Source organism: Turicimonas sp. TL08 (assembly GCF_054660695.1).
In genome coordinates this window covers 61,897-86,449 of sequence record NZ_BAAGDP010000012.1, presented here as the reverse complement: position 1 = coordinate 86,449, position 24,553 = coordinate 61,897, and the positions used below count along the sequence as shown (strand labels likewise).

General features: G+C 45.7%; 21 protein-coding genes. 15 read left to right on the top strand and 6 right to left on the bottom strand.

What is annotated here, in order from left to right; all coding sequences use genetic code 11:
• Window positions 1-34 precede the first annotated feature (34 nt).
• Window positions 35-847 (top strand): ABC transporter ATP-binding protein, encoded by an 813-nt coding sequence (locus ACYQ4O_RS07860; protein WP_066593467.1) that lies wholly within the window; start codon window positions 35-37, stop codon window positions 845-847.
• A complete protein-coding gene (locus ACYQ4O_RS07855; protein WP_066593465.1) occupies window positions 844-1,674 on the top strand; it encodes an ABC transporter permease in 831 nt (276 codons plus the stop codon). The genes ACYQ4O_RS07860 and ACYQ4O_RS07855 overlap by 4 nt, the downstream gene beginning before the upstream one ends.
• A gap of 138 nt (window positions 1,675-1,812) precedes the next feature.
• On the opposite strand, the gene ACYQ4O_RS07850 is transcribed toward ACYQ4O_RS07855, so the two are convergent.
• The gene (locus ACYQ4O_RS07850) at window positions 1,813-2,064 is read right to left on the bottom strand and encodes a hypothetical protein (RefSeq protein WP_066593463.1); all 252 of its coding nucleotides are present in this window, start codon (window positions 2,062-2,064) and stop codon (window positions 1,813-1,815) included.
• Between the two features lie 215 nt (window positions 2,065-2,279).
• On the opposite strand from ACYQ4O_RS07850, the gene ACYQ4O_RS07845 reads away from it, so the two are divergent.
• Complete coding sequence (locus ACYQ4O_RS07845; protein WP_066593461.1) at window positions 2,280-2,636, top strand: NirD/YgiW/YdeI family stress tolerance protein; 357 nt, start codon at window positions 2,280-2,282, stop codon at window positions 2,634-2,636.
• Between the two features lie 187 nt (window positions 2,637-2,823).
• Window positions 2,824-3,183 (top strand): NirD/YgiW/YdeI family stress tolerance protein, encoded by a 360-nt coding sequence (locus ACYQ4O_RS07840; protein WP_460175256.1) that lies wholly within the window; start codon window positions 2,824-2,826, stop codon window positions 3,181-3,183.
• 60 nt (window positions 3,184-3,243) lie between these two features.
• On the opposite strand, the gene ACYQ4O_RS07835 is transcribed toward ACYQ4O_RS07840, so the two are convergent.
• Genes ACYQ4O_RS07835 through ACYQ4O_RS07820 form a run of 4 tightly spaced genes read right to left on the bottom strand, consistent with a single transcriptional unit; the run spans window position 3,244 to window position 7,422 of the window.
• Complete coding sequence (locus tag ACYQ4O_RS07835; RefSeq protein WP_460175255.1) at window positions 3,244-5,556, bottom strand: RelA/SpoT family protein; 2,313 nt, start codon at window positions 5,554-5,556, stop codon at window positions 3,244-3,246.
• 44 nt (window positions 5,557-5,600) lie between these two features.
• The gene (rpoZ, locus tag ACYQ4O_RS07830) at window positions 5,601-5,801 is read right to left on the bottom strand and encodes a DNA-directed RNA polymerase subunit omega (protein WP_066593457.1); all 201 of its coding nucleotides are present in this window, start codon (window positions 5,799-5,801) and stop codon (window positions 5,601-5,603) included.
• Window positions 5,802-5,823: 22 nt separating this feature from the next.
• Entirely contained in the window at window positions 5,824-6,456 is a 633-nt protein-coding gene (gene gmk, locus ACYQ4O_RS07825; protein ID WP_460175254.1) for a guanylate kinase, read from the bottom strand.
• Between the two features lie 21 nt (window positions 6,457-6,477).
• The gene (locus ACYQ4O_RS07820; RefSeq protein WP_374041559.1) at window positions 6,478-7,422 is read right to left on the bottom strand and encodes a transaldolase; all 945 of its coding nucleotides are present in this window, start codon (window positions 7,420-7,422) and stop codon (window positions 6,478-6,480) included.
• Window positions 7,423-7,719: 297 nt separating this feature from the next.
• Here ACYQ4O_RS07820 and carA point away from each other — a divergent pair, with 297 nt between their 5' ends.
• The 5 genes from carA (at window position 7,720) to greA (ending at window position 14,403) form a co-directional block, all read left to right on the top strand.
• Window positions 7,720-8,904 carry a glutamine-hydrolyzing carbamoyl-phosphate synthase small subunit gene (gene carA / locus ACYQ4O_RS07815; RefSeq protein WP_460175253.1) on the top strand — a complete coding sequence of 395 codons (1,185 nt, stop codon included), beginning with the start codon at window positions 7,720-7,722 and terminating at the stop codon, window positions 8,902-8,904.
• Window position 8,905: 1 nt separating this feature from the next.
• The gene (locus ACYQ4O_RS07810) at window positions 8,906-9,499 is read left to right on the top strand and encodes an SIS domain-containing protein (RefSeq protein WP_460175252.1); all 594 of its coding nucleotides are present in this window, start codon (window positions 8,906-8,908) and stop codon (window positions 9,497-9,499) included.
• Window positions 9,500-9,512: 13 nt separating this feature from the next.
• Window positions 9,513-12,734 (top strand): carbamoyl-phosphate synthase large subunit, encoded by a 3,222-nt coding sequence (gene carB / locus ACYQ4O_RS07805; protein ID WP_460175251.1) that lies wholly within the window; start codon window positions 9,513-9,515, stop codon window positions 12,732-12,734.
• Window positions 12,735-12,782: 48 nt separating this feature from the next.
• Window positions 12,783-13,787 carry an ornithine carbamoyltransferase gene (locus ACYQ4O_RS07800; protein ID WP_066593437.1) on the top strand — a complete coding sequence of 335 codons (1,005 nt, stop codon included), beginning with the start codon at window positions 12,783-12,785 and terminating at the stop codon, window positions 13,785-13,787.
• 142 nt (window positions 13,788-13,929) lie between these two features.
• On the top strand, window positions 13,930-14,403 hold the full coding sequence (gene greA, locus ACYQ4O_RS07795; protein WP_066593434.1) for a transcription elongation factor GreA: 474 nt from the start codon (window positions 13,930-13,932) through the stop codon (window positions 14,401-14,403).
• 67 nt (window positions 14,404-14,470) lie between these two features.
• On the opposite strand, the gene yhbY is transcribed toward greA, so the two are convergent.
• Entirely contained in the window at window positions 14,471-15,001 is a 531-nt protein-coding gene (yhbY, locus tag ACYQ4O_RS07790) for a ribosome assembly RNA-binding protein YhbY (RefSeq protein ID WP_308513332.1), read from the bottom strand.
• A 41-nt stretch (window positions 15,002-15,042) separates the two neighbouring features.
• Here yhbY and ACYQ4O_RS07785 point away from each other — a divergent pair, with 41 nt between their 5' ends.
• The 6 genes from ACYQ4O_RS07785 to tgt all read left to right on the top strand — a co-directional run bounded on the left by ACYQ4O_RS07785 (window position 15,043) and on the right by tgt (window position 24,545).
• Entirely contained in the window at window positions 15,043-15,687 is a 645-nt protein-coding gene (locus ACYQ4O_RS07785) for an RlmE family RNA methyltransferase (protein WP_460175250.1), read from the top strand.
• A gap of 151 nt (window positions 15,688-15,838) precedes the next feature.
• The gene (gene dnaE, locus ACYQ4O_RS07780) at window positions 15,839-19,300 is read left to right on the top strand and encodes a DNA polymerase III subunit alpha (protein ID WP_460175249.1); all 3,462 of its coding nucleotides are present in this window, start codon (window positions 15,839-15,841) and stop codon (window positions 19,298-19,300) included.
• A 212-nt stretch (window positions 19,301-19,512) separates the two neighbouring features.
• Complete coding sequence (gene ftsH, locus ACYQ4O_RS07775) at window positions 19,513-21,552, top strand: ATP-dependent zinc metalloprotease FtsH (protein WP_308513335.1); 2,040 nt, start codon at window positions 19,513-19,515, stop codon at window positions 21,550-21,552.
• A 63-nt stretch (window positions 21,553-21,615) separates the two neighbouring features.
• Entirely contained in the window at window positions 21,616-22,185 is a 570-nt protein-coding gene (gene greB, locus ACYQ4O_RS07770; RefSeq protein WP_308513336.1) for a transcription elongation factor GreB, read from the top strand.
• Between the two features lie 168 nt (window positions 22,186-22,353).
• Window positions 22,354-23,415, top strand: a complete 1,062-nt coding sequence (queA, locus tag ACYQ4O_RS07765) for a tRNA preQ1(34) S-adenosylmethionine ribosyltransferase-isomerase QueA (protein WP_282195731.1) — start codon at window positions 22,354-22,356, stop codon at window positions 23,413-23,415.
• Entirely contained in the window at window positions 23,412-24,545 is a 1,134-nt protein-coding gene (gene tgt, locus ACYQ4O_RS07760) for a tRNA guanosine(34) transglycosylase Tgt (RefSeq protein ID WP_066593418.1), read from the top strand. Before queA ends, tgt begins: the two co-directional genes overlap by 4 nt.
• The last annotated feature ends 8 nt before the right edge of the window (window positions 24,546-24,553 follow it).

Sequence of the window (24,553 nt, the reverse complement as noted above, 5' to 3'; positions counted from 1 at the left end):
TCCCAAGAGTCCTATTAAATTAATCTAAAAGAAAATGAATCATCCTGCTTTGGAATTTACAGAGGTAACGTGCAGTTTTGTTACACCTGACGGGAATCATTACACCGCCGTCAGAGACGTTAATTTAACGATTGGTGACGGTGAGTTCGTTAGCGTAGTCGGGCCGACCGGCTGCGGTAAATCCACTTTATTGAATATGTCCGCTGGACTGCTCTCTCCTTCCAAGGGAACCGTTAAAGTTTTCGGAGAAGAACTTACCGGCCTTAATAAACGTGCCGGCTACATGTTCCAGGCAGAAGCGCTCATGCCTTGGCGTACGGCAATAGCAAATGTTTCAGCGGGTTTGCAGTTTGCAGGGAAACCTCAGAACGAAGTAAAAGAAATGGCCGAGCATTGGCTGGCCAGAGTCGGTCTGAGAGGTTTCGAAGACCGTTACCCGCATGAATTGTCCGGAGGCATGAGAAAAAGAGTCGCTTTAGCACAGACTCTGATTATGGATCCGGACATTATTCTTATGGACGAACCTTTCTCAGCCTTGGATATTCAGACTCGTCAATTAATGGAAAATGAGGTTTTGGATCTCTGGGCTCAAAAGAAGAAAGCCGTCCTCTTTATTACTCATGACTTAGATGAAGCCATCTCTATTTCTGACCGAGTTGTCGTCATGTCAGCCGGTCCGGCTTCCCATCCAATCGGTGAATTCGTTATTGATATCGCCAGACCTCGCGATGTTGCCGAAGTTAGAGTAACTCCAAGATTTATTGAATTGCACAATGCTATTTGGGCTGACTTACGTGAAGAAGTTCTCAAGGGCTACGAAAATCAAAGAAACAAGGTGAAAGCATGAAGAACTCAAGCATCCTTCAGTCAAAAACAAAATTAACTGCCTGTCAGCTTCTTTTGCTTGTTGTCATTTTCTTCTTTTGGTGGTTAATGACCAAACCGGGTCTAATCCCGCCGTTTGTATTTGAAGATGATAATCAGGCTGCTTTTTTCTTCGGAGAGCCTGTACAAATCTGTCAAGTAATTTGGGATTGGTTCTTTGTTAATCTGGAAATTTATCCCAACTTGGCCGTTACGCTGACGGAAACTGTACTTGCCTTTGTATTCGGCACCGTAGCCGGTCTTATCGTCGGTTTATGGCTTGCCTTGGCTCCTACGGCCGCTGCTATCTTAGATCCGTATATCAAGGGCCTTAACTCAATGCCTCGCGTTATTTTGGCTCCTATTTTCGGTGTTTGGTTCGGCTTAGGAATCGGTTCTAAAGTTGCTCTTGGTATCACTCTTGTATTCTTCATCGTTTTCTTCAACGTTTATCAAGGCGTTCGTGAAGTTAGCCCTAATGTTCTGGCCAGCGCCAGAATGCTCGGTGCCAACAAGAGCCAACTCTTGCGCTACGTTTATCTGCCGAGTGCTACAAGCTGGGTGTTCTCCTCTCTCCACTCTTCTGTGGGTATGGCTTTCGTTGGTGCGGTAGTCGGTGAATACTTAGGTTCTGCTATGGGTGTCGGTTACTTGATTCTTCAAGCGGAAAGTACATTTGATATCAACACCGTGATGGCCGGTATCCTAGTGCTGACATTCTGTGCTTTGATTTTGGACCTGATTGTTTCTTTTGCTGAGAAATACGCCATGAAATGGCAGCCTAAGGGCGGTCAAAGCGAGAAGCTCTAGTAGCTTTTAATGCAAAAAAATCGGCTGTCAGCTTTCAGGAAGATTTCCTCGAAACTGGCAGCTGAAATTTTTTTTCGATACAAAAACAAAAGGTTTGGACGACGCCAAACCTAAGTTGTTAAGTCAAATCTGGAACTTCTACACTGTTCCTGTATTTTCGCCTTCAAGAACAGAGGGAAAATCAGAAACATCAATATGTCTCTTATCATGAGGGTAGAAGAGCTTTAATCCGGTCTGGTAAGCCAGCAACAGACTTTGGATATCTTCATCATCAAGGTCTGTATCAACAAAATCTTCTTTGCTGAAAACAAAGCGATAGCCCATTTCGGATTTTTCGAGGAAACGGACTGATTCGAAGTTAACAATCTTATGTTGAAGAATAACTAACATTTATCGTCCTTGGAAATCTTTTTAATTTTGATTGAATTCTGGCAGCAAGACCATTAAAAAGAAATTATAGCTCGAGAAATTTTTTGGCTGACTGAGGTGTTTAGAAGTCGTGAAATTTTTGATTTATTTAACTCAGATTGAGAGTTAACCCGCAATCTTTAGTCAACTATAGAGTACATTGAACTTAACACCATTTTTTAGGAGGGTTATACGAAATGATTTCTAAGACTGTTTTAGCAGCTTTGGTCGCAGGTTCTTTTGCTTTCGGATTACCTGCCGCACAGGCTCAATTCACAGGCGCCGGTGCAAACGTCACTCCTGTGGAAAAGATCCTTTCTCAAGGTAAAGATGATCAATACGTAGCCGTCGAAGGCTATATCGTTCAGAAGGTTGGCAATAAGGACTATATCTTCAAAGATAAGACCGGTGAAATCCGTGTTGAAATCAAAGACAGAGTTTTTGCAAATCAGCCGGTTTCTCCGACGACTAAAGTCTTGTTGGAAGGCGAAGTTGACAAAGACTGGACCGGCCCAATGGAAATCGATGTTAAGAAGCTTACAGTTGTGAAGTAATAACTCTTAACATAAACAAAACCGCTCTGCCGTCAGAAATCCCGTCCGGCCGAGCGGTTTTTCTTTTAGTATCAAAGATGTTTCTAATCTTTTTCTCCTGCCTGAAACGGGGTGATTTAAGAGCTTGCAGTGCGCAATGAGGCTACAGTGAAAACATCAAAAGATTATGTATATAGGAGATTTTCCGATGGTTTCAAAGAAGGTTTTAGGCGCTCTTGCAGCTAGCGTATTCGCTTTTTCTATGGGTGCTGCACAAGCTCAGTTCACAGGTGGCACTCAGCCGCAAGTTACAAGCATTGCTCAGGTTATCAACCAGGCCAGAGATAACCAGTATGTTTCTGTTCAAGGCTATTTGACTCAGAAGGTCGGCAATGAAGAATATATCCTCCGTGACAACACCGGTGAAATTCTTGTTGACATTGACCATCATGTTTTCAGAGGCCAGCAGGTAACACCGCAGACACAGGTTCTCTTGCACGGTGAGGTTGATAAGGACTTCGGTCATCAGGCTGAAATTGATGTTGACAGCCTGCAGATCGTTAGATAGTCAAATCTAGATAAGAAAAGGCGCTCTAATCCGGCGCCTTTTTTAGTGGGCAGAAAAAGTCTATTCTTCTTCTTCGACGTCAACCGGCTTCATAGCTAAATCTTTTTCAAGATGTCTGCTAACCAGTCTTACGGCAGGAATTGCGCGAAGAGCGTTAATGATCTTCTGCAGATGTTTGCCGTCTTTGATTTGTATAGTTAAAGTAACCTTCGAGACCGTAGGACTCAATTCGGTTAAGGAGAAACCGCTGATGCTGGATTGAGCCTTAGCAATCTGACCGGTAATTTTTTCGAGGGTTGCATGAGTCTCCGTAATTTCCGCATCTAGTTTGGCACTGAAAGTTTCTTTGCACGTCGGATTCCACGACATTTCCTGCCAGTTTTCCGGGTCCACACGATATCCTCTTTGACAGTGAGAGCAATCGCTTCTATGGATGTGAACGGTATTCGTAGCTTTAATGAAGTGTCCTTGGATAGGATCCTCCGGAACGGGCGTACAGCACGGGGCAAGATTGTATTCTCTGCCGTGAAGATCGAGTACGGCGGGTTGCTTCTCAGAAGGATCTGAACGTCCTAAGGTAATGGAAGAAGTCAGCTGATGGGCTATCAGCGAGGCATCCTTTAAACCGCGGCCGACAGCTGAAAGCAGTTCATTCTTAGATTCAAAACCATTGCTCTTGCAAACACGCAGCCAATCATGATCAGTGACCTGAGCTAACGGAAGTTTTTGCTGCTTGGATGCATTAGTCAGAAGAATATTGGCCGACTTCACGCTGCCTTCCTCGGAAAGTTGTCTGAGGAACTGACGAATCTCCGCTCTTGCTCGGCCGGTTCTGACTGAGCTGAGCCACTGAGGATTCGGAGAAGGAGTTGGTCCGGTGATGATTTCAACCATTTCTCCGTTCTTCAGCTCTCTGCTTAAAAGAGCAGGTTCGCTGTTAATGCGGCACCCGATGCAAGTGTTTCCCACATCCGAGTGAATTTGGTAGGCAAAGTCAACGGCAGTGGAGCCTTTCGGGAGCTGAAGAATCTTGCCTTTAGGCGTAAAGACATAGACGTGTTCCGGAGAAATATCAACTTTGATGTTCTCCATGAATTCCAAAGAAGTGCCGCTCTGGCGCTGAATTTCCAGAAGGCTTTCAAGCCAAGATTGAGTAGACTTCTGCAGAGAAGAAGATTCGCCGCGATCTTTGTAAAGCCAATGCGCGGTAATGCCGTCTTCACAAATATGATGCATCTCTTCCGTGCGGATCTGGAATTCAACAGGAAGACCTTTGGGACCTAAAACTGTTGTGTGAAGGCTTTGATAACCGTTCGCTTTGGGAATGGCAATAAAGTCTTTGAACCGTCCCGGGACCGGCTTGTAGAGGGCGTGAATCACGCCTAACGCACGGTAGCAGTCATCTCTGGTGGGAACACAAAGCCGGAAGCTGTGAACGTCTAAAACTTCACTGAATTTGATCTTGCGCTCTTTCATCTTCGAATAGATGCGCCACAGACCTTTATTCTTGTCTTGAACGTCGCCTCGGATTTTGTTTCTGGCCAGTGCATCGCTGACTTCATGAGAAATCTGCTCTAAAGCCTGTTTTCTTCGTGCTCTGGATTTTTCTACGGCCTCTTTCAGTACTCGATGACGAATCGGGTACATAAAAGAAAAGCTGACGTCGGCAAGCTCACGATAGACGGAATAAAGTCCCAATCGGTTTGCGATCGGAACATAAATTTCCATCGTTTCTTTGGCAATTCTGAATTTTTTGTGAGGTTTGACGGCGCCTAACGTGCGCATATTGTGAATGCGGTCGGCAAGCTTAATCAAAATGACTCGCACATCGCGGGACATCGCCAGAAGCATTTTGTGAAAGCTCTCTGCCTGGGCTTCCTCATTCGAAGAAAACTTAAGTTTGTCAAGTTTGGAGACACCGTCAACGAGTTCAGCTACTTTAATACCGAACTTTTCGCTCATCTCAATTTTGCTGATCGCTGTGTCTTCTAACACGTCATGCATCAGTCCGGCCTCAATAACTTGAGCATCCATATGCCAGGAAGCAAGAATTTCCGCAACGGCGATAGGGTGAGTGATGTAGGGAGCTCCGGAATTTCTAAACTGACCGAGGTGCGCTTGGTCAGCGTAGCGGAAAGCTTCACGGATTTTGTTGACGTCGGAACTCGACAAATAAAGTCTGCAACGCTCGGCCAATGCATTAGCCGAGGCTACAGGATTAACTTTTTCAGCAGGGATGGCTTCCGCGGGGGGAGCCGGCTGAGGCTCAGGTTTCTTCGGTGTATCCAGACCAACGGCTCTTTTTATTGCGTCAGCCGTCTTTTTTGCGAAACTAAAGGTGTTGTCTTGAACCGAAGAAGCAGAGACGCTCATGAATTATCCCCTTGGCTGAATTTTTGATGTTTAGTTTTATTGTCTTACTTTATCTTATTGAGCATCTCTAAACCGGTTACGCCCTCAGCAATTTCTCTTAGAGCGGCAACACTGGCTTTATCCTTGCATTCAATCTTAGGAGCATGGCCTTGAGACAACTGACGTGCTCTGCATGCTGCTACCAAAACCATTTGGAAACGGTTAGGGATCTTTTTTAAACAATCTTCAACGGTGATACGTGCCATTTAATCAATAGTCCAATAAAAATTAGCTTGGGATACCAAGCTGAATGAAAACATCAGTCCGGCAAGCATACTGCTTCTTAAAGCGAAGTCTGCTTCCGATAACGACAGAACGGAACTCATCAAGAGCCGTTTCAAAAACTTCATTAATTATAACGAACTGGAAGTCCTTAGCATGCACCATTTCAGCACCTGCACCCAACAGTCTGCGGGTAATAGTGTCTTCGGAGTCCTGTCCGCGCTTATGGAGCCTTTCCTCCAACGACTTGATGGAAGGAGGAAGGATAAAAATTGTTACCGCTTCAGGGAAGATATCCCTAACCTGGAAGGCGCCTTGCCAGTCGATTTCAAGAAGAACGTCGGTTCCTTCCTTCATTTTGTCTTCAATCCACTTTTTGCTGGTGCCGTAGTAGTTTCCGTGAACCAATGCGGATTCAAGGAATTCTCCTTTTTCTTTAGCTTCTAGAAATTTTTCAACGGTTGTGAAGTTGTATTCGCGGCCGTCGACTTCACCCGGACGCGGAGCGCGGGTCGTTGTAGAAATGGAAAGTTCAATGCCTTTAACTTTTTCTAAAAGTGCATTGACTAAAGAGGACTTTCCGGCTCCGCTCGGTGCGGATACCAGAAAAAGGGAGCCCTTCATATCAGCTGGAAACATATCTTTCCTCAATTAAATAAATTAATCCTGCAGCGTTAAGAGCAATTCTTTCAGCTTTAAGGTATCGGCTACGAAAGCACAAATTCCTTCGTTAAGCTTTTCAGTTGCCATTTTGTCTGCGCACATTGTAAAGAGGAAATTAGCATGGCTGATTTCTTCGCATTTCAATGAAGGGACTGCTTCTTTGAAGATTCTCTGTTCGACCGGAGCAGAACAATTTTCCAACTCTGAAATTAAAGCAGGAGAAATGGTCAGTAAATCGCAGCCGGCAAGAGCAAGAATCTGTTCCTTATTTCTAAAGCTTGCTCCCATAATTTCTGTCTTAGACCCAACACCCTTGAGTCTTTCAAAAATTAATTTGACGCTCTTAACTCCGGGATCTTGTTCACCTTTGTTGGCTTCTTCATCCCAGTCAGCTCCGGCATTCTTTTTATGCCAGTCATATATGCGGCCGACAAAAGGTGAAATTAGAGTGGCTCCTGCTTGGGAAGCTATTTCTGCTTGCACGACGGAAAAAATTAACGTCAAGTTGCAGTGGATGTCTTCAGCCTGCAAAATCTTTGCTGCCTGCACTCCCTCCCAAGTAGCGGCGATCTTGATTAGCACTCTGTCAGGATCGACTCCGGCTTCTTTGTAAAGCGAAATCAGCTTTCTGGCTTTTTCAACAGTTTTGTCAGTATCGAAAGACAGGCGAGCATCGACTTCGGTCGAGACTCTTCCGCGGACGTATTTCAGAATTTCAGTTCCGAAGTTGACGAGAACTCGATCTGCAGCATCTTCAATATCTTTGCCTTCTTGAACAGCTCGAAGAAGTAATTTTTTATAAGCCGGGTTTTTCGCTGCTTTAAGAATAAGAGAAGGATTAGTAGTCGCATCCTGCGGTTGAATTTTGGCAATGGAGTCAATATCACCGGTGTCGGCAACAATAGTCGTGTACTGAGATAAAGCTTGTAACTGATTCATGATTATTTTGTCTTTTATCAAGATAGAAACTAATCTTTTAATTCTAAAACTTAGAGAAACTCTTTCAGTATGTCAGCAACAAAATTGGGTCTCTTACCGCCTCTCCCCGCTGGGAAAACGCGGAGTGATTAACCTGCAAAGGTCTCGGGAAAATTCTTAGTCGAGAAAAAGGGTTAGGAGGGACCCATTGATATAATCGAAAGGTTTATAAGGCATCCCTATGCCCTATGAACTTTAACAAAATATTTTTATCCTGCGACCGGGACCGAAACGGCGTCTCGGTGGCATTACGGAGTCATGGTGAATAACAAATTAATTAATGACACCCGACCTGAAGCTGCCTTAGTGCTTGCGGACGGAGCTGTTTTTAAAGGAAGGTCTATCGGTGTTCCTGGTATGACGATTGGCGAAGTCGTTTTCAACACTGCAATGACCGGTTATCAAGAAATTCTCACGGATCCTTCTTACAAGGGTCAGCTCGTTACCCTCACTTATCCGCATATCGGCAATGTCGGCGTCAATCAGGACGATGCTGAATCCCGAACCATCTTTGCAAGCGGTTTGATTATCCGTGACGAATCTTCTGTAGTTTCTAATTGGAGAAGTCAGAGAAGTCTCGGAGAGTATTTGAAACAGCATGGAATTGTTTCTATTGCCGATGTTGATACCCGACGTTTAACCCGTATTCTTCGTACTAAAGGGGCTCAACCCGGCTGCATTGTCGCAGCCTCAGAAGGAAAGCTCACGGACGAAGAGCTTGACGCAGCCCGCAAAGCTGCTGCCGATGCCCCTGTGATGAACGGCCAGGATTTGGCCAAAGTGGTGACAAGTGATTACCGATATCAATGGTCCGAGGGCACTTGGCAAATTGATAATGGCTGGGGACGCCCGGGCATGAGACACTTAGATGCCTATCCTTACCGAGTTGTTGCTTGGGATTTCGGCATTAAAGAAAATATTCTTCGTTTGTTGGCAGATCGCGGCATCAAGGTCACCGTTGTGCCGGCTCAAACAACCTTCGAAGAAGCAATGGCATTGAATCCGGACGGTATCTTCTTATCTAACGGTCCCGGAGACCCGGCACCTTGCGACTACGCTATTGAAGTAGCGAAAAAAGCTATCGAAGCAAAACTTCCTTTATTCGGTATTTGCTTAGGTCATCAGATTCTTGGTCTGGCCTGCGGCGGAGACACTCGGAAGATGAAATTCGGTCATCACGGCGCAAACCATCCTGTCGTTGATGTTAAAACCAATAAGGTATATATCACCAGCCAGAACCACGGTTTCATGGTCGATGAAAAAACGCTTCCGGCAAATGCCAAAGTTACCCATAAATCTTTGTTTGACGGTTCCTTGCAAGGTTTTGAACTGACAGATGCTCCCGTCTTCTGCTTCCAGGGACACCCTGAAGCCAGTCCCGGACCTCATGACATTCAAGATCTCTTTGATCGCTTCTTAGACCTTATTAAGCAGGCAAAAAATTAAGATGACAAGCCAGTTAGATACAGTCAAAACAGCGTTAGCTGAGGCAAAAGAGGCACTTGATAATCTCGTTGCAAATGAAAGTGTTCAGCAGGAGATTGTGAGAGCAGCTCAGGTAATGATTGAATCGCTCAAACACGGAGGAAAGATTCTCTCTTGCGGCAATGGAGGTTCTCTATGTGATTCCATGCACTTTGCTGAAGAACTTTCCGGTCGATTCCGCTTAGATCGCGACCCTATCGGAGCGGTATCTATGAGCGACCCTTCGCATATGTCTTGTGTTGGTAACGACTACGGTTACGAAGAAGTCTTCTCTCGCTACTTGAGAGCTGTCGGTAGAAAAGGTGATGTTCTTCTCGCCATCACTACCAGCGGTACAAGTAAAAACGTGGTAAGAGCCGCCGAAGAAGCCCGTAAGCTCGGAATCAAGGTCGTTGCTTTAACAGGAAAGCCTGACAGTCAGATTTGCAGATTGGCTGATGTCGCTGTCGTAACTCCCGGCGGACGATTCGCCGACAGAGTTCAGGAACTGCATATTAAGGTCATTCACATTCTTATCGAATTAATCGAAGGCGGATTAGCCTCAGCAAAGAATTAAGGAATAGAAAATTATGCCAAAGCGCACAGACATTAAGTCTATTCTTATCATCGGTGCCGGTCCTATCGTGATCGGCCAAGCCTGTGAGTTCGACTATTCAGGTGCTCAGGCTTGTAAAGCTTTAAGAGAAGAGGGCTATCGAGTTATTTTGGTCAACAGCAACCCGGCGACCATTATGACTGACCCTCAGACAGCTGATGCAACATATATCGAACCGATTACTCCGGCTGTCTTAGAGAAAATTATTGAAAAAGAAAGACCGGATGCCATTCTTCCGACCATGGGCGGCCAGACAGCCTTGAACTGCGCCATGGAACTTTCTAAATCCGGTGTTTTGGAAAAATACGGCATCGAACTTATTGGTGCTTCTCCGGCCGCTATTGAAAAGGCCGAAGATCGTTTGAAATTTAAAGAAGCGATGGATAAGCTCGGTCTCGGAAGCGCCCGCTCCGGAATCGCTTACTCCTTGGACGAAGCTCTTAAGGTTCAATCCAAGATCGGATTCCCTGCCATTATCCGTCCGAGTTTTACACTCGGAGGCTCCGGCGGCGGAATTGCTTACAACATGGAAGAGTTCGTGCAGATTTGCACACGCGGGTTGGAATTGTCTCCGACTCACGAACTTTTGATTGAAGAGTCTCTTCTCGGTTGGAAAGAGTATGAGATGGAAGTCGTCCGCGATTCTAAGGATAACTGCATCATCGTTTGTTCCATTGAAAACTTAGATCCGATGGGCATTCATACCGGTGACTCTATTACCGTTGCCCCGGCCCAAACGCTGACTGATAAGGAATATCAGATCATGCGTGACGCCTCTATCGCCATCCTTCGGGAAATCGGTGTAGACACCGGAGGATCTAACGTTCAGTTCGCAGTCAATCCCAAAGACGGCCGCTTGGTTGTCATCGAAATGAATCCTCGTGTTTCCCGCTCTTCCGCTTTAGCATCTAAAGCAACCGGGTTCCCGATTGCTAAGATCGCAGCGAAATTAGCCGTCGGTTATACCTTGGATGAACTGAAAAACGATATCACCGGCGGCTTAACTCCGGCATCTTTCGAGCCGACTATTGACTATGTCGTCGTCAAAGCTCCTCGTTTTGCTTTTGAAAAATTCCCGAAAGCAGATAAGCGCTTGACTACGCAAATGAAGTCCGTCGGTGAAGTCATGGCCATCGGCCGTACTTTCCAAGAATCTCTCCAAAAAGCATTGAGAGGCTTGGAAACAGGTAAAGACGGGCTTAATGAGATTTCAACCGACAGAACAACCATCCATCACGAAATCAGCGAACCCGGACCTGAAAGATTATGGTATTTGGCAGATGCTTTCCGTCTCGGCTACAGCGTCACCGATGCCTACCACGCGACAAAGATCGACCCGTGGTTCCTCGCTCAGATTAAAGAATTGGTAGATATCGAAGGAAGAATCAAAGAAACTTCTTTGGATCAGATTACCAAAGACGAAATGTACTTCTTGAAGAGAAAAGGATTCTCTGACAGAAGACTGGCTAAGCTTCTTAATGTTAAAGAAGACGATGTCAGAAACTATCGTCATTCTTTGGGCATTCGTCCGGTATACAAGCGTGTTGATACTTGTGCCGGAGAATTCCCGACGGATACCGCTTACATGTACTCCACTTACGAGGAAGAAAATGAAGCGAATCCGACAAACCGCCGCAAGATCATGGTGCTCGGAGGCGGTCCTAACCGCATCGGACAAGGTATCGAATTCGATTACTGCTGCGTTCACGCTGCAATGGCTCTCCGCGAAGACGGCTATGAGACCATTATGGTCAACTGCAATCCGGAAACAGTCTCCACTGACTACGATACCAGCGACAGACTCTATTTCGAACCTGTCACTCTCGAAGATGTGCTGGAGATTATCAATATCGAAAAACCTGAAGGAGTTATCGTTCAGTACGGCGGACAAACTCCGCTGAAATTGGCTCGTGCTCTGGAAGCTAACGGCGTCAAGATTATCGGAACAACACCCGACTCCATCGATATTGCTGAAGACCGAGAGAGGTTCCAGCATCTTCTCCAGCAATTGGGACTCCGTCAGCCGCCTAACAGAACGGCTAGAACCGAAGATGAGGCTATCAGAATGGCTGAAGAAATCGGCTATCCCCTCGTCGTTCGTCCAAGTTACGTTCTCGGCGGCCGAGCCATGGACATCGTTCACGAAAGAAGCTCGCTTGAACGTTACATGAGAGAAGCTATTAAGGTTACTTTTGATTCTCCGGTGCTTCTCGACAGATTCCTGGATGACGCAGTCGAAATGGATATTGATGCGGTCTCCGACGGCAATGAAGTAAGAATCGGCGGCGTAATGCAGCATATCGAACAGGCAGGCGTTCACTCCGGTGACTCCGCTTGCTCAATTCCTCCGTATTCTTTAGATCCGAAGATTGTGGAAGAAGTTAAGCGCCAGACGCGCGTTATGGCCAAAGCACTGAATGTGGTTGGATTGATGAATGTTCAATTTGCCATTCAGAATGCCTTTACCGACCATCCGGAAATTTATGTTCTTGAGGTCAATCCGAGAGCTTCCAGAACCGTTCCCTTTGTTTCTAAATCTACCGGCCAGCAGCTAGCCAAAATTGCAGCCCGTTGCATGGTCGGTCAGACATTAGAAGAACAGGGCAAGCCGGTTGAAGTCGAACTGGACCACTACAGCGTTAAAGAGGCCGTATTCCCGTTTGCCAAGTTCTTGGGCGTTGATCCGGTTCTTGGGCCGGAAATGAGGTCTACCGGTGAGGTAATGGGTGTTGGTCAGTCTTTCGGACAGGCTTTGTTTAAGAGCCAGTTAGGAGCTGACTCTGCCATCCCTCGTTCCGGAACGGTGTTTATTTCCGTTAAGGATTCGGACAAACCTCGTTTGCCGGAATTGGCCAGACAATTTACCGAAGCCGGATATAAGCTTGTTGCTACAAGAGGAACGGCTAAAGTAATTCAGGATTCCGGTTATAAGTGCGAAATCGTGAATAAGGTTTCCGAAGGCCGTCCGAACGTTGTGGACGAATTGAAGAACGGCACAATTCAAATGGTTATTGCCGTCGCCGCTGAAAATACCACTGAAATTGCGGATGCTTCCGCAATCCGTATTGCGAGCCTATCGAACCATGTGACTTTCTACACCGCCATGGCTAACGCATTAGCTGTAGTAGAAGGTATTCGCCATATGCACGAGCAGGATGTTTACTCCTTGCAGGAATTGCATAAGGACAGACTTTAATTTTTGTTAATCGAGGACGCTCTTGCGTCCTCAAAAGAGGATATACCCATGCCATCAAGTTTAAAGAACCGCAGCTTATTGAGCCTGGTAAACCACACACCGGCTGAAATTGATTATCTTATTGAATTGGCAGCTGATTTAAAGCGTGCAAAAAGAGCAGGGACTGAAGTCAGACAGTTAACCGGCAAGAGCATCGCTTTGATTTTTGAAAAAACATCCACTCGTACAAGAAGCGCTTTTGAGGTTGCTGCCTACGATCAAGGCGCCCACACAACCTTCTTTGACCCGTCCGTCTCTCAGATCGGCCATAAAGAAAGTATTAAAGATTCCGCCCGTGTTCTCGGTTCTATGTATGACGCCATCGAATACAGAGGCTTTTCTCAGGAAGTTGTTGAAGAATTAGCTGAGTACTCAGGCGTTCCTGTCTTTAACGGTTTGACCGATGAATGGCATCCGACTCAGATGCTCTGCGATCTGTTGACAATGAAAGAAACTTGCCAGAAACCATGGAAGAAGATTAGCTTCGCTTATCTTGGCGATGCCAGATTTAACACCGGCAATTCTTTGCTGATGATCGGAGCGAAGATGGGGATGGATGTAAGAATCGGTGCTCCTAAGGAATATTGGCCGAACGAAGAACTCTTGGCTTTGTGCCAGAGCTTTGCGGAAGCATCCGGCGCCAGAATTCTTTTGACTGAAGATCCTGTCGAAGCCGTCCGCGGTGTTGATTTCATTCACACTGATATTTGGGTTTCGATGGGCGAACCGAAAGAAGTTTGGGACGAAAGAATTAAAGCTCTTCTTCCATACCAAGTTAACCGCCAATTGATGGAAGCTTCCGGCAATCCGGATGTTAAATTCATGCATTGCCTGCCGGCTTATCACAACACTGAAACAAAGGTTGGCAAATCCGTTATCGAAGCTTATCCGGAACTCAAGGACGGGATCGAAGTCACGGAAGAAGTATTTGAGTCTCCTGCTTCTATTGTGTTCCAGCAAGCTGGCAACAGACTTCCGACAATTAAAGCTGTGCTCGTTTCTTCTTTAGCATAGTTAACAATTTTTAACGGCTTCTCCTTTTTGGGGAAGCCGGTTTCATTTTCTCAGGCTCAACTCTCCAAAGAATGGTTTAATATTGGGCTATCGAAAATATAAGAACTGGGCGATTGACGCCCAAATTTTTTGGAAAACGAAAATGCCTATACCAATTACCGTAAGAGGAGCTCAGTTGTTGAAGGCAGAACTCAACAGACTGAAGACCCAGGATCGTCCCGCTGTTGTCCAGGCGATTGCGGAGGCCCGTGAGAAGGGCGACCTCTCTGAAAATGCTGAGTACGATGCAGCTAGAGAGTCTCAGGCTTTTATTGAAGGAAGAATTGCTGAGTTAGAGAGCAAAATCTCTCAGTTTCAGATTATTGATCCGGCAGCTTTGGAAGGTACGGAAAAAGTCGTATTCAGTGCTACCGTTACCATTGAAGACGTTGAAACCGGTATCCAACAGCGTTTCCAAATCGTCGGTAATGATGAAAGTGATACAAAGAACAATCGCATCTCTATTGCCAGTCCGATTGCACGCGCAATGATCGGCAAGACAATCGGCGATGTAGCTGAGGTTCAAGCTCCGGGCGGAGTCAGCGAATACGAAATCATTGACATCGAATATATCTAGACAATTGAGATTTCACGCAAATGAAAACGGCATTCACTCGAATGCCGTTTCGTTTAGGTTAAAGAAATTACTTAGAGAAGCCTTTTCTGGCTAGCCGTTTTCCAAGAGGAGTCCCTTTTTCGCCGACGGCTTTAACCTGTCCTTTCGGAGTTTTGCCTTTCTTTACCGTGGAGGCCCAGGGCAGACTCTTTGCTTTGCCTTTCTTTTCAGCCTGAATGATTTCAGTCAAACGTTTTCTTTGGTTTCTGGCCTTAGCGCCGGTTTTTCTTTCTTTTTTCTCTGCTGGGGCTTTTTCGGCCGGCGCTTCTTTTTTGTCTTTATCCGGGTTCGGACGATAAAGAACAAAAAGTTTGCCGATCAATTGGACTTTTGCAGCGCCTAATTCTTCTGCTAATGTTTCGTAGATTTCTACACGTTCTTCGCGATCATCGCTGGGTACACGAACCTTGATCAGTTCATGAGCATCGAGGGCACGGCTAACTTCTTTTTTTACTGCTTCTGTCAGGCCGGAGGCACCGAGTAAAACTACAGGGTCTAAATGGTGAGCAGCCGCCCGAAGTGTGATACGCTCATCGCGAGGTAACTTTAATTGTGCCATGATAGTCACATCTCCTATGAATTTTTTTAGAGTGTAAACCGATGCCTGTCTCAGAAAAAAAACTTCGTTCTAATCCTGCCTGGATTAAACGTCATATCAATGATCCTTTTGTAAAGCAGTCAGTAAAAGACGGTTATCGGGCACGCTCTGTCTATAAATTAATTGAACTTAATGATAAAGATAAAATCATTAAAAAAGGAATGACGGTTGTCGATTTGGGAGCCGCTCCGGGGTCTTGGAGTCAAGTTGTCAAAGAAAAACTCATGGGTCCTGACGGAAAAATTCAAGGACGCGCCATCGCTTTGGATATTCTGCCGATGGACCCAATCGAAGGAGTGAACTTTATTCAGGGAGACTTCCGTGAACAGGAAGTTGCAGATCAGCTTACCGAACTTCTTCAAGGAGAAAAAGTTGATGTTGTACTTTCTGACATGGCCCCGAATCTTTCCGGCGTGGCAGCTGCAGACGCCGCACGTTGTTTGCTTCTGAACGAATTGGCACTCGATTTTGCCAAAGAAAATCTTAAGAAAAACGGAACATTTGTCTGTAAAGTATTCCAAGGAAGCGGATACTCTCAATTCGTAGAACAATGCAAGAAGTTGTTTAAGAAGGTTGCTTCTCGTAAGCCGGAAGCGTCCAGAACTTCTTCTGCGGAAGTTTATATCGTTGCGCGGGACTTAAAGTAACTAGACCTTAGCAGCCTGACGGCCGGCATTGACGCCGGCTTTTTGCTTATCGCTGAGTCGTTTACCTTGTCGGATCGATTTTGCTAAACTCCTTTTCCTAAGAAAAAGCTACTCTTTTCTTCATTCTCCATCTTCATTGGATTTTTGTTTTATGAGCCAAGATTTCGTTCATCTGCGCATGCATTCGGAGTATTCCTTTCGCGACAGTACCATTCGCCTGAAACAGGTGGTACATAAAGCGACGGCCGCAGGAATGAAAGCTTTAGCATGTACGGATGCAGGATCAATTTTCGGCGGCGTTACCTTTTATAAGGCTTGTCTGGGGCAAGGTTTAAAACCAATTATCGGTGTAGATGCATGGATAAGGAACCCATCGGACGCTCATCATCCGTCCAAACTTCTTTTGCTTTGTGCAAATGCACACGGTTATCACACCCTTTGTGACTTGCTGACAAAAGCTTGGTTAGAAAATCAGGTTGATGAAAAAGGGCTGATTGAAGAAGAATGGCTGACGGAAGAAAACTGCGAAGGGCTTATTGCTATTTCCGGATTTCATGAAGGCGCAATCGGACGTTCTTTACTGAACAATAAAAATTTCTCGGCAGAAGAAGAAGCGGAAAAACTTCACTCTATTTTCAAAGACCGGCTTTATCTTGAACTTCAAAGAGCAGGGCGCAAGTTTGATGAGGAGTTAGTCACCGAGACGATTAAACTGGCAAATAAGCTAAAGCTTCCCGTGGTCGCCACGCATCCTATTCAGTTCCAAGAAGCAGACGGATATCTTGATCACGAGATCCGCTGTTGCATTGCTCAGGGGACAACGCTGGCTAATCCTAATCGAGTAAAAGAATATACGGAAGAACAGTATTTCAAGACCAAAGAAGAAATGCTGGAGCTCTTTAAAGACATCCCCAGTGCGATTGAAAATACCGTTGAAATAGCCAAACGCTGCAATTTCATGATGAAACTCGGTAAGCCTCAGCTTCCGTTGTTCGAAACGCCTGACGGGATTTCTTTAGACGACTATATGGCGCAGCTTTCCAGAGAAGGCCTGGAAATGCGCTTGAAGATTCTCTATCCGGATGAGGCTAAGAGAGACGCTGAAAGACCAAGATATGTTGAGCGCTTAGAAAGAGAAATCGGCGTTATTCAAAAGATGGGTTTTTCCGGTTACTTCCTTATCGTTCAGGACTTCATCCGTTGGGCTAAAAGTCACGGCTGTCCGGTCGGTCCGGGCCGCGGATCAGGAGCCGGCTCTCTGGTTGCTTTTTGCTTGGAAATTACGGACTTGGATCCTCTCGAATTCAGTTTGCTGTTTGAGCGATTCTTGAATCCTGAACGCGTCTCCATGCCTGACTTTGACGTGGACTTTTGCCAGAATAACCGTGGCCGAGTAATTGAATATGTCAAACAGAAATACGGTTCTGATGCGGTAAGCCAGATTGCGACATTCGGTACCATGGCAGCAAAGGGCGTTATCAAGGATGTCGGCCGTGTTCTTGACTTTCCCTATAACCAATGCGACTTGCTGACACGTCATATTCCTTCTAATCCCGGACAGCAAGTTTCTTTGGAACAGGCCATTGAAAGTGAACCCGAATTCAAAGCCATTATCAGCAACTCTCCCGAGCTAAAACCTTTAGTGGCTTCTGCTATTAAGCTCGAAGGCTTGTGCCGAAATATCGGTATTCATGCCGGTGGCGTGCTGATTGCTCCGGGAAAACTCACCGACTTTTGTCCTCTTTATGCCGCTGATATGCTTCCGGAAAACGTCATCAGTATGTATGACAAAAAGGGAGTGGAAGAAGTCGGTCTGGTTAAGTTTGACTTCCTTGGTTTAACCACTCTTACCATCGTGGCAAGAGCATTGGATTACATCGAAAAAAATACGGGCAAACGTCCTGATATCGAACATTTGCAGCCAACGGATAAGAAGGTTTACGACAAAATCTTTAAACCTGCGGATACCGCGATGGTATTCCAGTTTGAATCACCGGGCATGCGCGACATTATGGTCCGTTCCGTTCCGACTAAGCTTTCTGACCTTATCGCTCTGAATGCTCTTTATCGCCCGGGTCCGATGGCTTTGGCAGATGACTTTATTGAGCTCAGAAAAGGCGGCGAGAAGAAGCCGGAGTATGCAGATGATCGACTGATTCCTGTTTTGGAAGAAACGGTCGGAATCATGATTTATCAGGAACAGGTGATGCAGGTCGCGCAGATTATCGCCGGCTATTCACTTGGCGGTGCTGATATTCTTCGCCGTGCCATGGGTAAGAAAGACGCTGCGGAAATGGAACGGCAGTCTAAGATTTTCTTGGAAGGAGCTGTCAAGAACGGGGTAAAAGAAGAGGTAGCCGAAGAGCTCTTCAATAAGATGAGGAAGTTCGCGGAATACGGTTTCAACAAGTCTCACGCTGCTGCTTACTCTTACGTGGCTTACCAAACCGCGTGGCTTAAATGCTATTACCCGGCAGAATTTATTGCCGCTAACCTTTGTGAAGTCATGTTGAACTCCACGAAGTTATTTGATTACATAGCAGATGCCCAACGTCATGGCATAAAGGTTCTGCCGGTCGATATTAACGCAAGCGAGTTTTACTTTACCGCTCCTGATTCCAAGACTATTCGTTTTGGAATGGGCGCATTGAAAGGCATGGGAGAGGGTCCGGCCAATGCGATTGTGGAAGAGAGAACCAAGAACGGTCCTTTCAAAGACATGGAAGATCTGGTCAGCCGATTGGGAACTAAAGTTATGTCTCGAAAGGTTTTGGAAGTTCTGAGTACGATTGGAGCGTTCGATTCAATCGATCCGAACCGCAGAATGTGGCTGGAAAACGTTCCGCAGATTTATCGGTCGGCTCAAGAAAATGAAGAAAATGCCGATCAGATGGGTTTGTTCGGGGAAGAAAGCTCTGAGATGAGCACCGAGTTGGTTCAGTACAAGCCCTGGGACACGCTCGAGAGAATGAAGAAAGAAAAGAGCATCATCGGTTTCTTCTTTACCGGCTCTCCGATGGATGCTTGCCGGGAAGAAATCAAAGACCATTTCGGCGGTCTGACCATTAAAGAATGTCCTCTGGATACTCAAACCAAGTTCAGTAACTTTAAAGGCTTCGGAGTAGTTTCCAGCATCAATTTCGGTGTCAGTAAAACCGGCAACCACTTCTGTAAATTAAATATCGATGACGGATTGCATCGTTACGAAATGAGAACTTCGCAGGAACTCTATGAGTTCTGCAAGAAAGAGGTTTCAGTCGATGAAGTGTATATGGTCGAAGGAACGGTCGTCTACAACGATCAATCTAATGTTTTCTCTTGGAATCTGAAATCCATGCGTCCGATTAGTGAAATCAGAGCATCTCACGGAGCGAAGCTGCAGCTGGTTCTAGATAAAAAGGGAAAAATGAGCGAGTTAAAAGCACTGATTGAAGAACTTTCCGTTCATCCGTCTTCTTTGAGAACTACTCCGATTGAAATTAAAGTAAGAGAAGGTGACACAGAAGTCTGCATCCCGTTGCCGGCCAACTTCTCTGCGCTATTATCAGGAGCGAACCTTTCAAAAGTTGAAAACTCGGATTTGATAAAACAGGCGAAGATTAACTATAAGTAGTTTGCAAAAATTCATCTCCTAATTCGAGGCTGGATCTTGAAAAAGCCTCGGACAACCACAACATAATTACAAGTGGGATATTTCTTGCTTTGTGTTGATAGATAGAATTTTTCGATAATGTTATTGTCATAATCTTTTGTTAGTTTTTGATGTAACGATTGAATATCTTCATTAAATCGAAGCAAGCAAGCTTCATTGTTTGAGGTGAAACTTTGAATAATAAAAATTTATTTGCGAAGGCAGCTATCTGGATTGTCATCGCTTTTGTGTTGTTTACCGTCTTCAAGCAGTTTGACGGCGCAAAACGCCTTGCGTCCTCTGAGCAGACTACAAGCTACACCCAATTTATGGATGAAGCTAAAGACGGCAAGATTAAACGTGTCGACGTCCAAGGAAGAACTCTTACAGTAACCCCCGTGGAGGGAGCCTCTTATAAGATTACGGCTCCGGGAGATCTCTGGATGGTCGAAGATCTCAGGAAGGCAGGAGTCCAGGTTTACGGACAGCCGGATGAGGAACAGAGCTTCTTAGCGACTCTCTTTATTTCTTGGTTCCCAATGCTTCTCTTGATCGGCGTGTGGATTTTCTTCATGCGTCAGATGCAAGGCGGCGGAAAAGGCGGTGCCTTCAGCTTTGGTAAGTCCAAGGCTCGAATGCTCGACAGCACCAACAATAATATTACCTTTGCTGATGTCGCCGGCTGCGATGAGGCAAAAGAGGAGGTTACGGAGCTTGTAGACTTCCTAAAAGACCCGACCAAGTATCAAAGGCTCGGTGGAAGAATTCCCCGCGGTGTTCTTTTGGTTGGCTCTCCCGGTACAGGTAAAACGTTATTGGCAAAAGCTATCGCCGGTGAAGCAAAGGTTCCGTTCTTTACGATTTCCGGCTCTGATTTCGTGGAAATGTTCGTCGGTGTGGGTGCCGCTCGTGTCCGCGATATGTTTGAAAATGCCAAGAAGAATTCTCCCTGCATCATCTTCATTGATGAAATTGATGCGGTCGGCCGTCAGAGAGGTGCCGGTTTAGGCGGCGGCAACGATGAAAGAGAACAGACACTTAACCAGATGCTTGTGGAAATGGACGGCTTCGATACCGGTTCGGGTGTTATCGTCATTGCTGCAACCAACCGTCCTGACGTTTTGGATCCGGCTTTATTGCGTCCGGGCCGTTTCGACAGACAAGTTGTAGTTCCGCTTCCTGATATCCGTGGCCGTGAGCAGATTTTGAAAGTTCACATGAGAAAAATTCCTGTCGGTGCTGATGTGGACGAAGAAATTCTTGCCCGTGGAACCCCCGGGTTCTCCGGCGCTGACTTGGCTAACCTTGTTAACGAAGCTGCCTTGTTCGCCGCACGCAGAAACGGTAAAGTCGTTGCCATGGAAGACTTCGAACGCGCCAAAGATAAAATCATGATGGGTGCCGAAAGAAAAGGCATGGCCATGAACGAGGAAGAGCGCAAAAATACGGCTTACCATGAAAGCGGACACGCTTTGGTTGCCCGTTTAATGCCGAAGAGCGACCCTGTTCATAAAGTTACGATTATTCCGCGCGGAAGAGCTCTTGGTTTGACCATGCAGCTTCCGGCAGAAGACCATTACTCTTACGATAAGCAGTATTTGCTTACTCGTATTGCCATTCTTTTCGGCGGCCGTATTGCTGAAGAGGTCTTTATGCATCAAATGACTACAGGTGCCTCTAATGACTTCGAAAGAGCGACTCAGATGGCTCGCGATATGGTTATGAGATACGGCATGAGCGATGCTTTGGGACCAATGGTTTACGCAGAAAACGAAAACGAAGTTTTCTTGGGACGCTCCGTTACTCAGACTAAGCATGTTTCTGAAGAAACAATGCGCAAGGTTGATGCTGAAGTTCGCCGCATCATCGATGAACAGTATGCGATTGCCAGAAAGCTTATCGAAGAAAACCAAGATAAGATGCACAAAATGGCCAAAGCCCTTTTGGAATGGGAAACTATTGACGCTGCACAGATTGACGACATTATGGACGGAAGAGATCCGAGACCCCCTAAACAGCTTCACAAAAAAGCTGCTAAGAAGGATGACGATGTTATTGATGCTGAAGCAACCGAAATCAAAGAGCCCGTATCTGAAGCTTCTTCTGAGACTGTTTCTGAAACTCCTGCGGCTTCTGGAGCCGGAGAGGAGAAAAAGCCTGAGGCTTCTGATGCACCGAAGTCAGCAATTGAAGAGCTGGCTGACGATGATAAAAAAGATCAGCCGAACAAGTAAAATTGTCTTAACTTAGATTCAGGAGGCTGCTAAGGCGGCCTTCTTTTATTCGTGATGAAAGAAATGGCAGAAGAATTCCTAACTGACGAAGATGATGACGAGGAAGAAATAAAAATTCCGGAAATCAAAGGTTCGAAGAACTACATGACGCCGGCTTGCTATCATCGTTTGCTTGATGAGAGACAAAGGTTAGTTAAAGTCGAGCGACCGGAGGTTGTTCAGGTGGTTTCTTGGGCAGCTTCCAACGGAGATAGAAGTGAGAACGGAGACTACCTTTATGGCAAGAAGAGACTTCGTGAAATCGATCGAAGAATTCGGTTTTTGAATAAACGTTTGGAAAACAGCGAAGTTGTCGATCCGGCTACGCGGCCGCCGACAGATCAAGTATTTTTTGGCGCCACGGTGCTGTTTAGCGATGAAGACGGCAACGAATCAAAAATTAGAATCGTTGGAATTGACGAGGCCGATGCGACTGTGGGAGATGTGTCTTGGATTTCTCCGATTGCTCGAGTTTTCTTGAAAAAATCAGAAGGAGATACTGTTTTACTGCCTACTCCTAAAGGAGTCAAGAAACTCGATATTCTCGAGGTAACCTATGTAGGGAATCCTCCGGGAACGCCTCACCAGCTTTGATTTGAGCCAAAAACCGGCCTTTAAGATGTCGGTTTTTGAAACTGAAGAAATACGAAAATTCAATAAGTTGTAACTGTAAAAACAGTTGGACTCATCCATTTTTGTTCTAGAATTGCACGGTCTATAAAGGACCTTTATTTTTTATTTTATGGAGTGGCCGGTAAAGCCATGGAAACAGAACAATATTTATCAGACTTTGACTTTGAGCTTCCCGAAGAGCTCATTGCGCAATTCCCGCTCGCAGACCGCACGGCATCTCGACTTCTTCATGTTTCCAAAGACGGAAAGATAGAAGACTTAACTTTCAGAGATATCTTAAAGTTGCTGAGAAAAGACGATCTTCTCGTGTTTAACAACACTAAAGTTATTAAGGCTCGTCTTAACGGCAATAAAGAATCCGGAGGTGCGGTCGAAGCGATGCTCGAAAGAATCCTCGGAGAATATGAAGTTCTAACAATGCTTCGTTCAAGCAAGTCTCCGAAACCCGGCACGAAACTCTTTTTTGTCAAAGATGGAGTGGAAGGAAGGGCAGAAGCAGAGGTCACGGGCCGTCAAGGGGAATTCTTTCTCCTGAAATTTACCGAGCCTGTTCTCGATGTTTTAGAAAAATTCGGAAAGGTGCCGCTGCCTCCTTATATCACGCATGCAGCTTCTAAATCGGACGAATCCAGATACCAGACGGTCTATGCAAAAGAGCCGGGAGCGGTTGCTGCGCCTACCGCAGGACTTCACTTTACGGATGAACTGCTTAAAGACATCAAGGCTTTAGGATGTGAAGAAGTCTTTGTGACCTTACACGTAGGGGCCGGAACCTTTCAGCCCGTTCGTTCAGAAAAATTATCTGAACATAAAATGCATTCCGAGTGGTATCACATTGATCAAAAAACAGCAGATGCCATAAACAAAGCACTTAAGGAAGGAAGAAGAGTGGTTTGCGTCGGCACAACAAGTTTGCGCGCTGTTGAATCAGCTGCTGCACTTGAAGAAGACAACCAAGTCAAAGCTGGAATACACGAGACGCGCCTCTTTATTAAGCCCGGGTATAAATTCAAAGTATGCGGAGCTATGGTCACGAACTTCCACTTGCCCAAATCAACCCTCGTGATGTTGGTCAGCGCATTATCCGGAAAAGATGAAATTTTTAAAGCTTACAAGCATGCCGTAGAAGAAAAATACAGATTCTTCAGTTACGGAGACGCTTGTTTCTTGGAGAAAAAGGAAACTGTATGAGTTTGACTTTTCATTTACATAAAACTCATGGAAAAGCCCGAAGAGGCGAGATGCATTTGAACCACGGGGTGGTCCAAACTCCGGTGTTCATGCCTGTAGGCACTTACGGTACCGTCAAGGCTATGTCTCCTCTTGAATTAAATGAGATCGGCTCCCAAATTATTTTAGGTAATACCTTCCATCTGTGGCTGCGTCCCGGTCTGGAGGTCATCGAACAGCACGGTGGCCTTCATAAGTTCATGGGTTGGGAAAAGCCGATTCTTACTGACTCAGGCGGATTTCAAGTCTTTTCTCTTGGCAAATTGAGAAAAATTACCGAAGAAGGCGTTAAGTTTGCTTCTCCGATTAACGGTGAAAGACTTTTCTTAACTCCGGAAGTCTCGATGGAGATTCAAAAGGTCCTCAATTCAGATATCGCAATGATTTTTGATGAGTGTACGCCATATGAAATCGACGGCAGACCCGCAACTGAAAAAGAAGCTGCGGACTCTATGAGACTTTCTTTGAGGTGGGCCGAGCGCTCCAAGAATGCTTTCGTAAAACTTCAGAACCCTAATGCACTTTTCGGCATCGTTCAGGGCGGAATGTTTGAGAAACTCAGAGATGAATCTCTTGAAGGCCTGATGAAGATTGGTTTTGACGGTTACGCTATTGGCGGTCTTTCTGTCGGAGAACCTAAGGAAGATATGATGCGCATTCTTGACCATATGAGCGAAAGAATGCCTGCAGATAAGCCGCATTATCTGATGGGGGTCGGAACACCCGAAGATTTGGTAGAGGGCGTCAAGAGAGGAATTGACATGTTTGACTGCGTTATGCCTACACGTAACGCTCGTAACGGTTGGCTTTTCACTCGCTACGGTGATATTAAGCTAAGAAATGCCCGCTATAAGAATGATTTGAGACCTTTGGATGAAACTTGCGACTGCTATTGCTGCAGAAATTTCTCACGGGCATATTTGCATCATTTGCAGAAGGTCAATGAAATTTTGGGGGCACGTCTCAATACGATTCATAACCTTCATTTCTATCTCAATCTTATGCAGGAAATCAGAGACGCATTGGATAACGATACGTTTGACGAATGGTGCGAAAAATTCGCAGAGGATAGAAAGAGAGGAATTGAATAATTTCTAAT

Excerpts from the sequence above, each read along its gene's own strand:
- ACYQ4O_RS07860 (WP_066593467.1), top strand. The coding sequence starts at position 35 with ATGAATCATCCTGCTTTGGAATTTACAGAGGTAACGTGCAGTTTTGTT.
- ACYQ4O_RS07855 (WP_066593465.1), top strand. The coding sequence starts at position 844 with ATGAAGAACTCAAGCATCCTTCAGTCAAAAACAAAATTAACTGCCTGT.
- ACYQ4O_RS07850 (WP_066593463.1), bottom strand. The coding sequence starts at position 2,064 with ATGTTAGTTATTCTTCAACATAAGATTGTTAACTTCGAATCAGTCCGT.
- ACYQ4O_RS07845 (WP_066593461.1), top strand. The coding sequence starts at position 2,280 with ATGATTTCTAAGACTGTTTTAGCAGCTTTGGTCGCAGGTTCTTTTGCT.
- ACYQ4O_RS07840 (WP_460175256.1), top strand. The coding sequence starts at position 2,824 with ATGGTTTCAAAGAAGGTTTTAGGCGCTCTTGCAGCTAGCGTATTCGCT.
- ACYQ4O_RS07835 (WP_460175255.1), bottom strand. The coding sequence starts at position 5,556 with ATGAGCGTCTCTGCTTCTTCGGTTCAAGACAACACCTTTAGTTTCGCA.
- rpoZ (WP_066593457.1), bottom strand. The coding sequence starts at position 5,801 with ATGGCACGTATCACCGTTGAAGATTGTTTAAAAAAGATCCCTAACCGT.
- gmk (WP_460175254.1), bottom strand. The coding sequence starts at position 6,456 with ATGTTTCCAGCTGATATGAAGGGCTCCCTTTTTCTGGTATCCGCACCG.
- ACYQ4O_RS07810 (WP_460175252.1), top strand. The coding sequence starts at position 8,906 with ATGACAAGCCAGTTAGATACAGTCAAAACAGCGTTAGCTGAGGCAAAA.
- carB (WP_460175251.1), top strand. The coding sequence starts at position 9,513 with ATGCCAAAGCGCACAGACATTAAGTCTATTCTTATCATCGGTGCCGGT.
- ACYQ4O_RS07800 (WP_066593437.1), top strand. The coding sequence starts at position 12,783 with ATGCCATCAAGTTTAAAGAACCGCAGCTTATTGAGCCTGGTAAACCAC.
- greA (WP_066593434.1), top strand. The coding sequence starts at position 13,930 with ATGCCTATACCAATTACCGTAAGAGGAGCTCAGTTGTTGAAGGCAGAA.
- yhbY (WP_308513332.1), bottom strand. The coding sequence starts at position 15,001 with ATGGCACAATTAAAGTTACCTCGCGATGAGCGTATCACACTTCGGGCG.
- ACYQ4O_RS07785 (WP_460175250.1), top strand. The coding sequence starts at position 15,043 with ATGCCTGTCTCAGAAAAAAAACTTCGTTCTAATCCTGCCTGGATTAAA.
- dnaE (WP_460175249.1), top strand. The coding sequence starts at position 15,839 with ATGAGCCAAGATTTCGTTCATCTGCGCATGCATTCGGAGTATTCCTTT.
- greB (WP_308513336.1), top strand. The coding sequence starts at position 21,616 with ATGGCAGAAGAATTCCTAACTGACGAAGATGATGACGAGGAAGAAATA.
- queA (WP_282195731.1), top strand. The coding sequence starts at position 22,354 with ATGGAAACAGAACAATATTTATCAGACTTTGACTTTGAGCTTCCCGAA.
- tgt (WP_066593418.1), top strand. The coding sequence starts at position 23,412 with ATGAGTTTGACTTTTCATTTACATAAAACTCATGGAAAAGCCCGAAGA.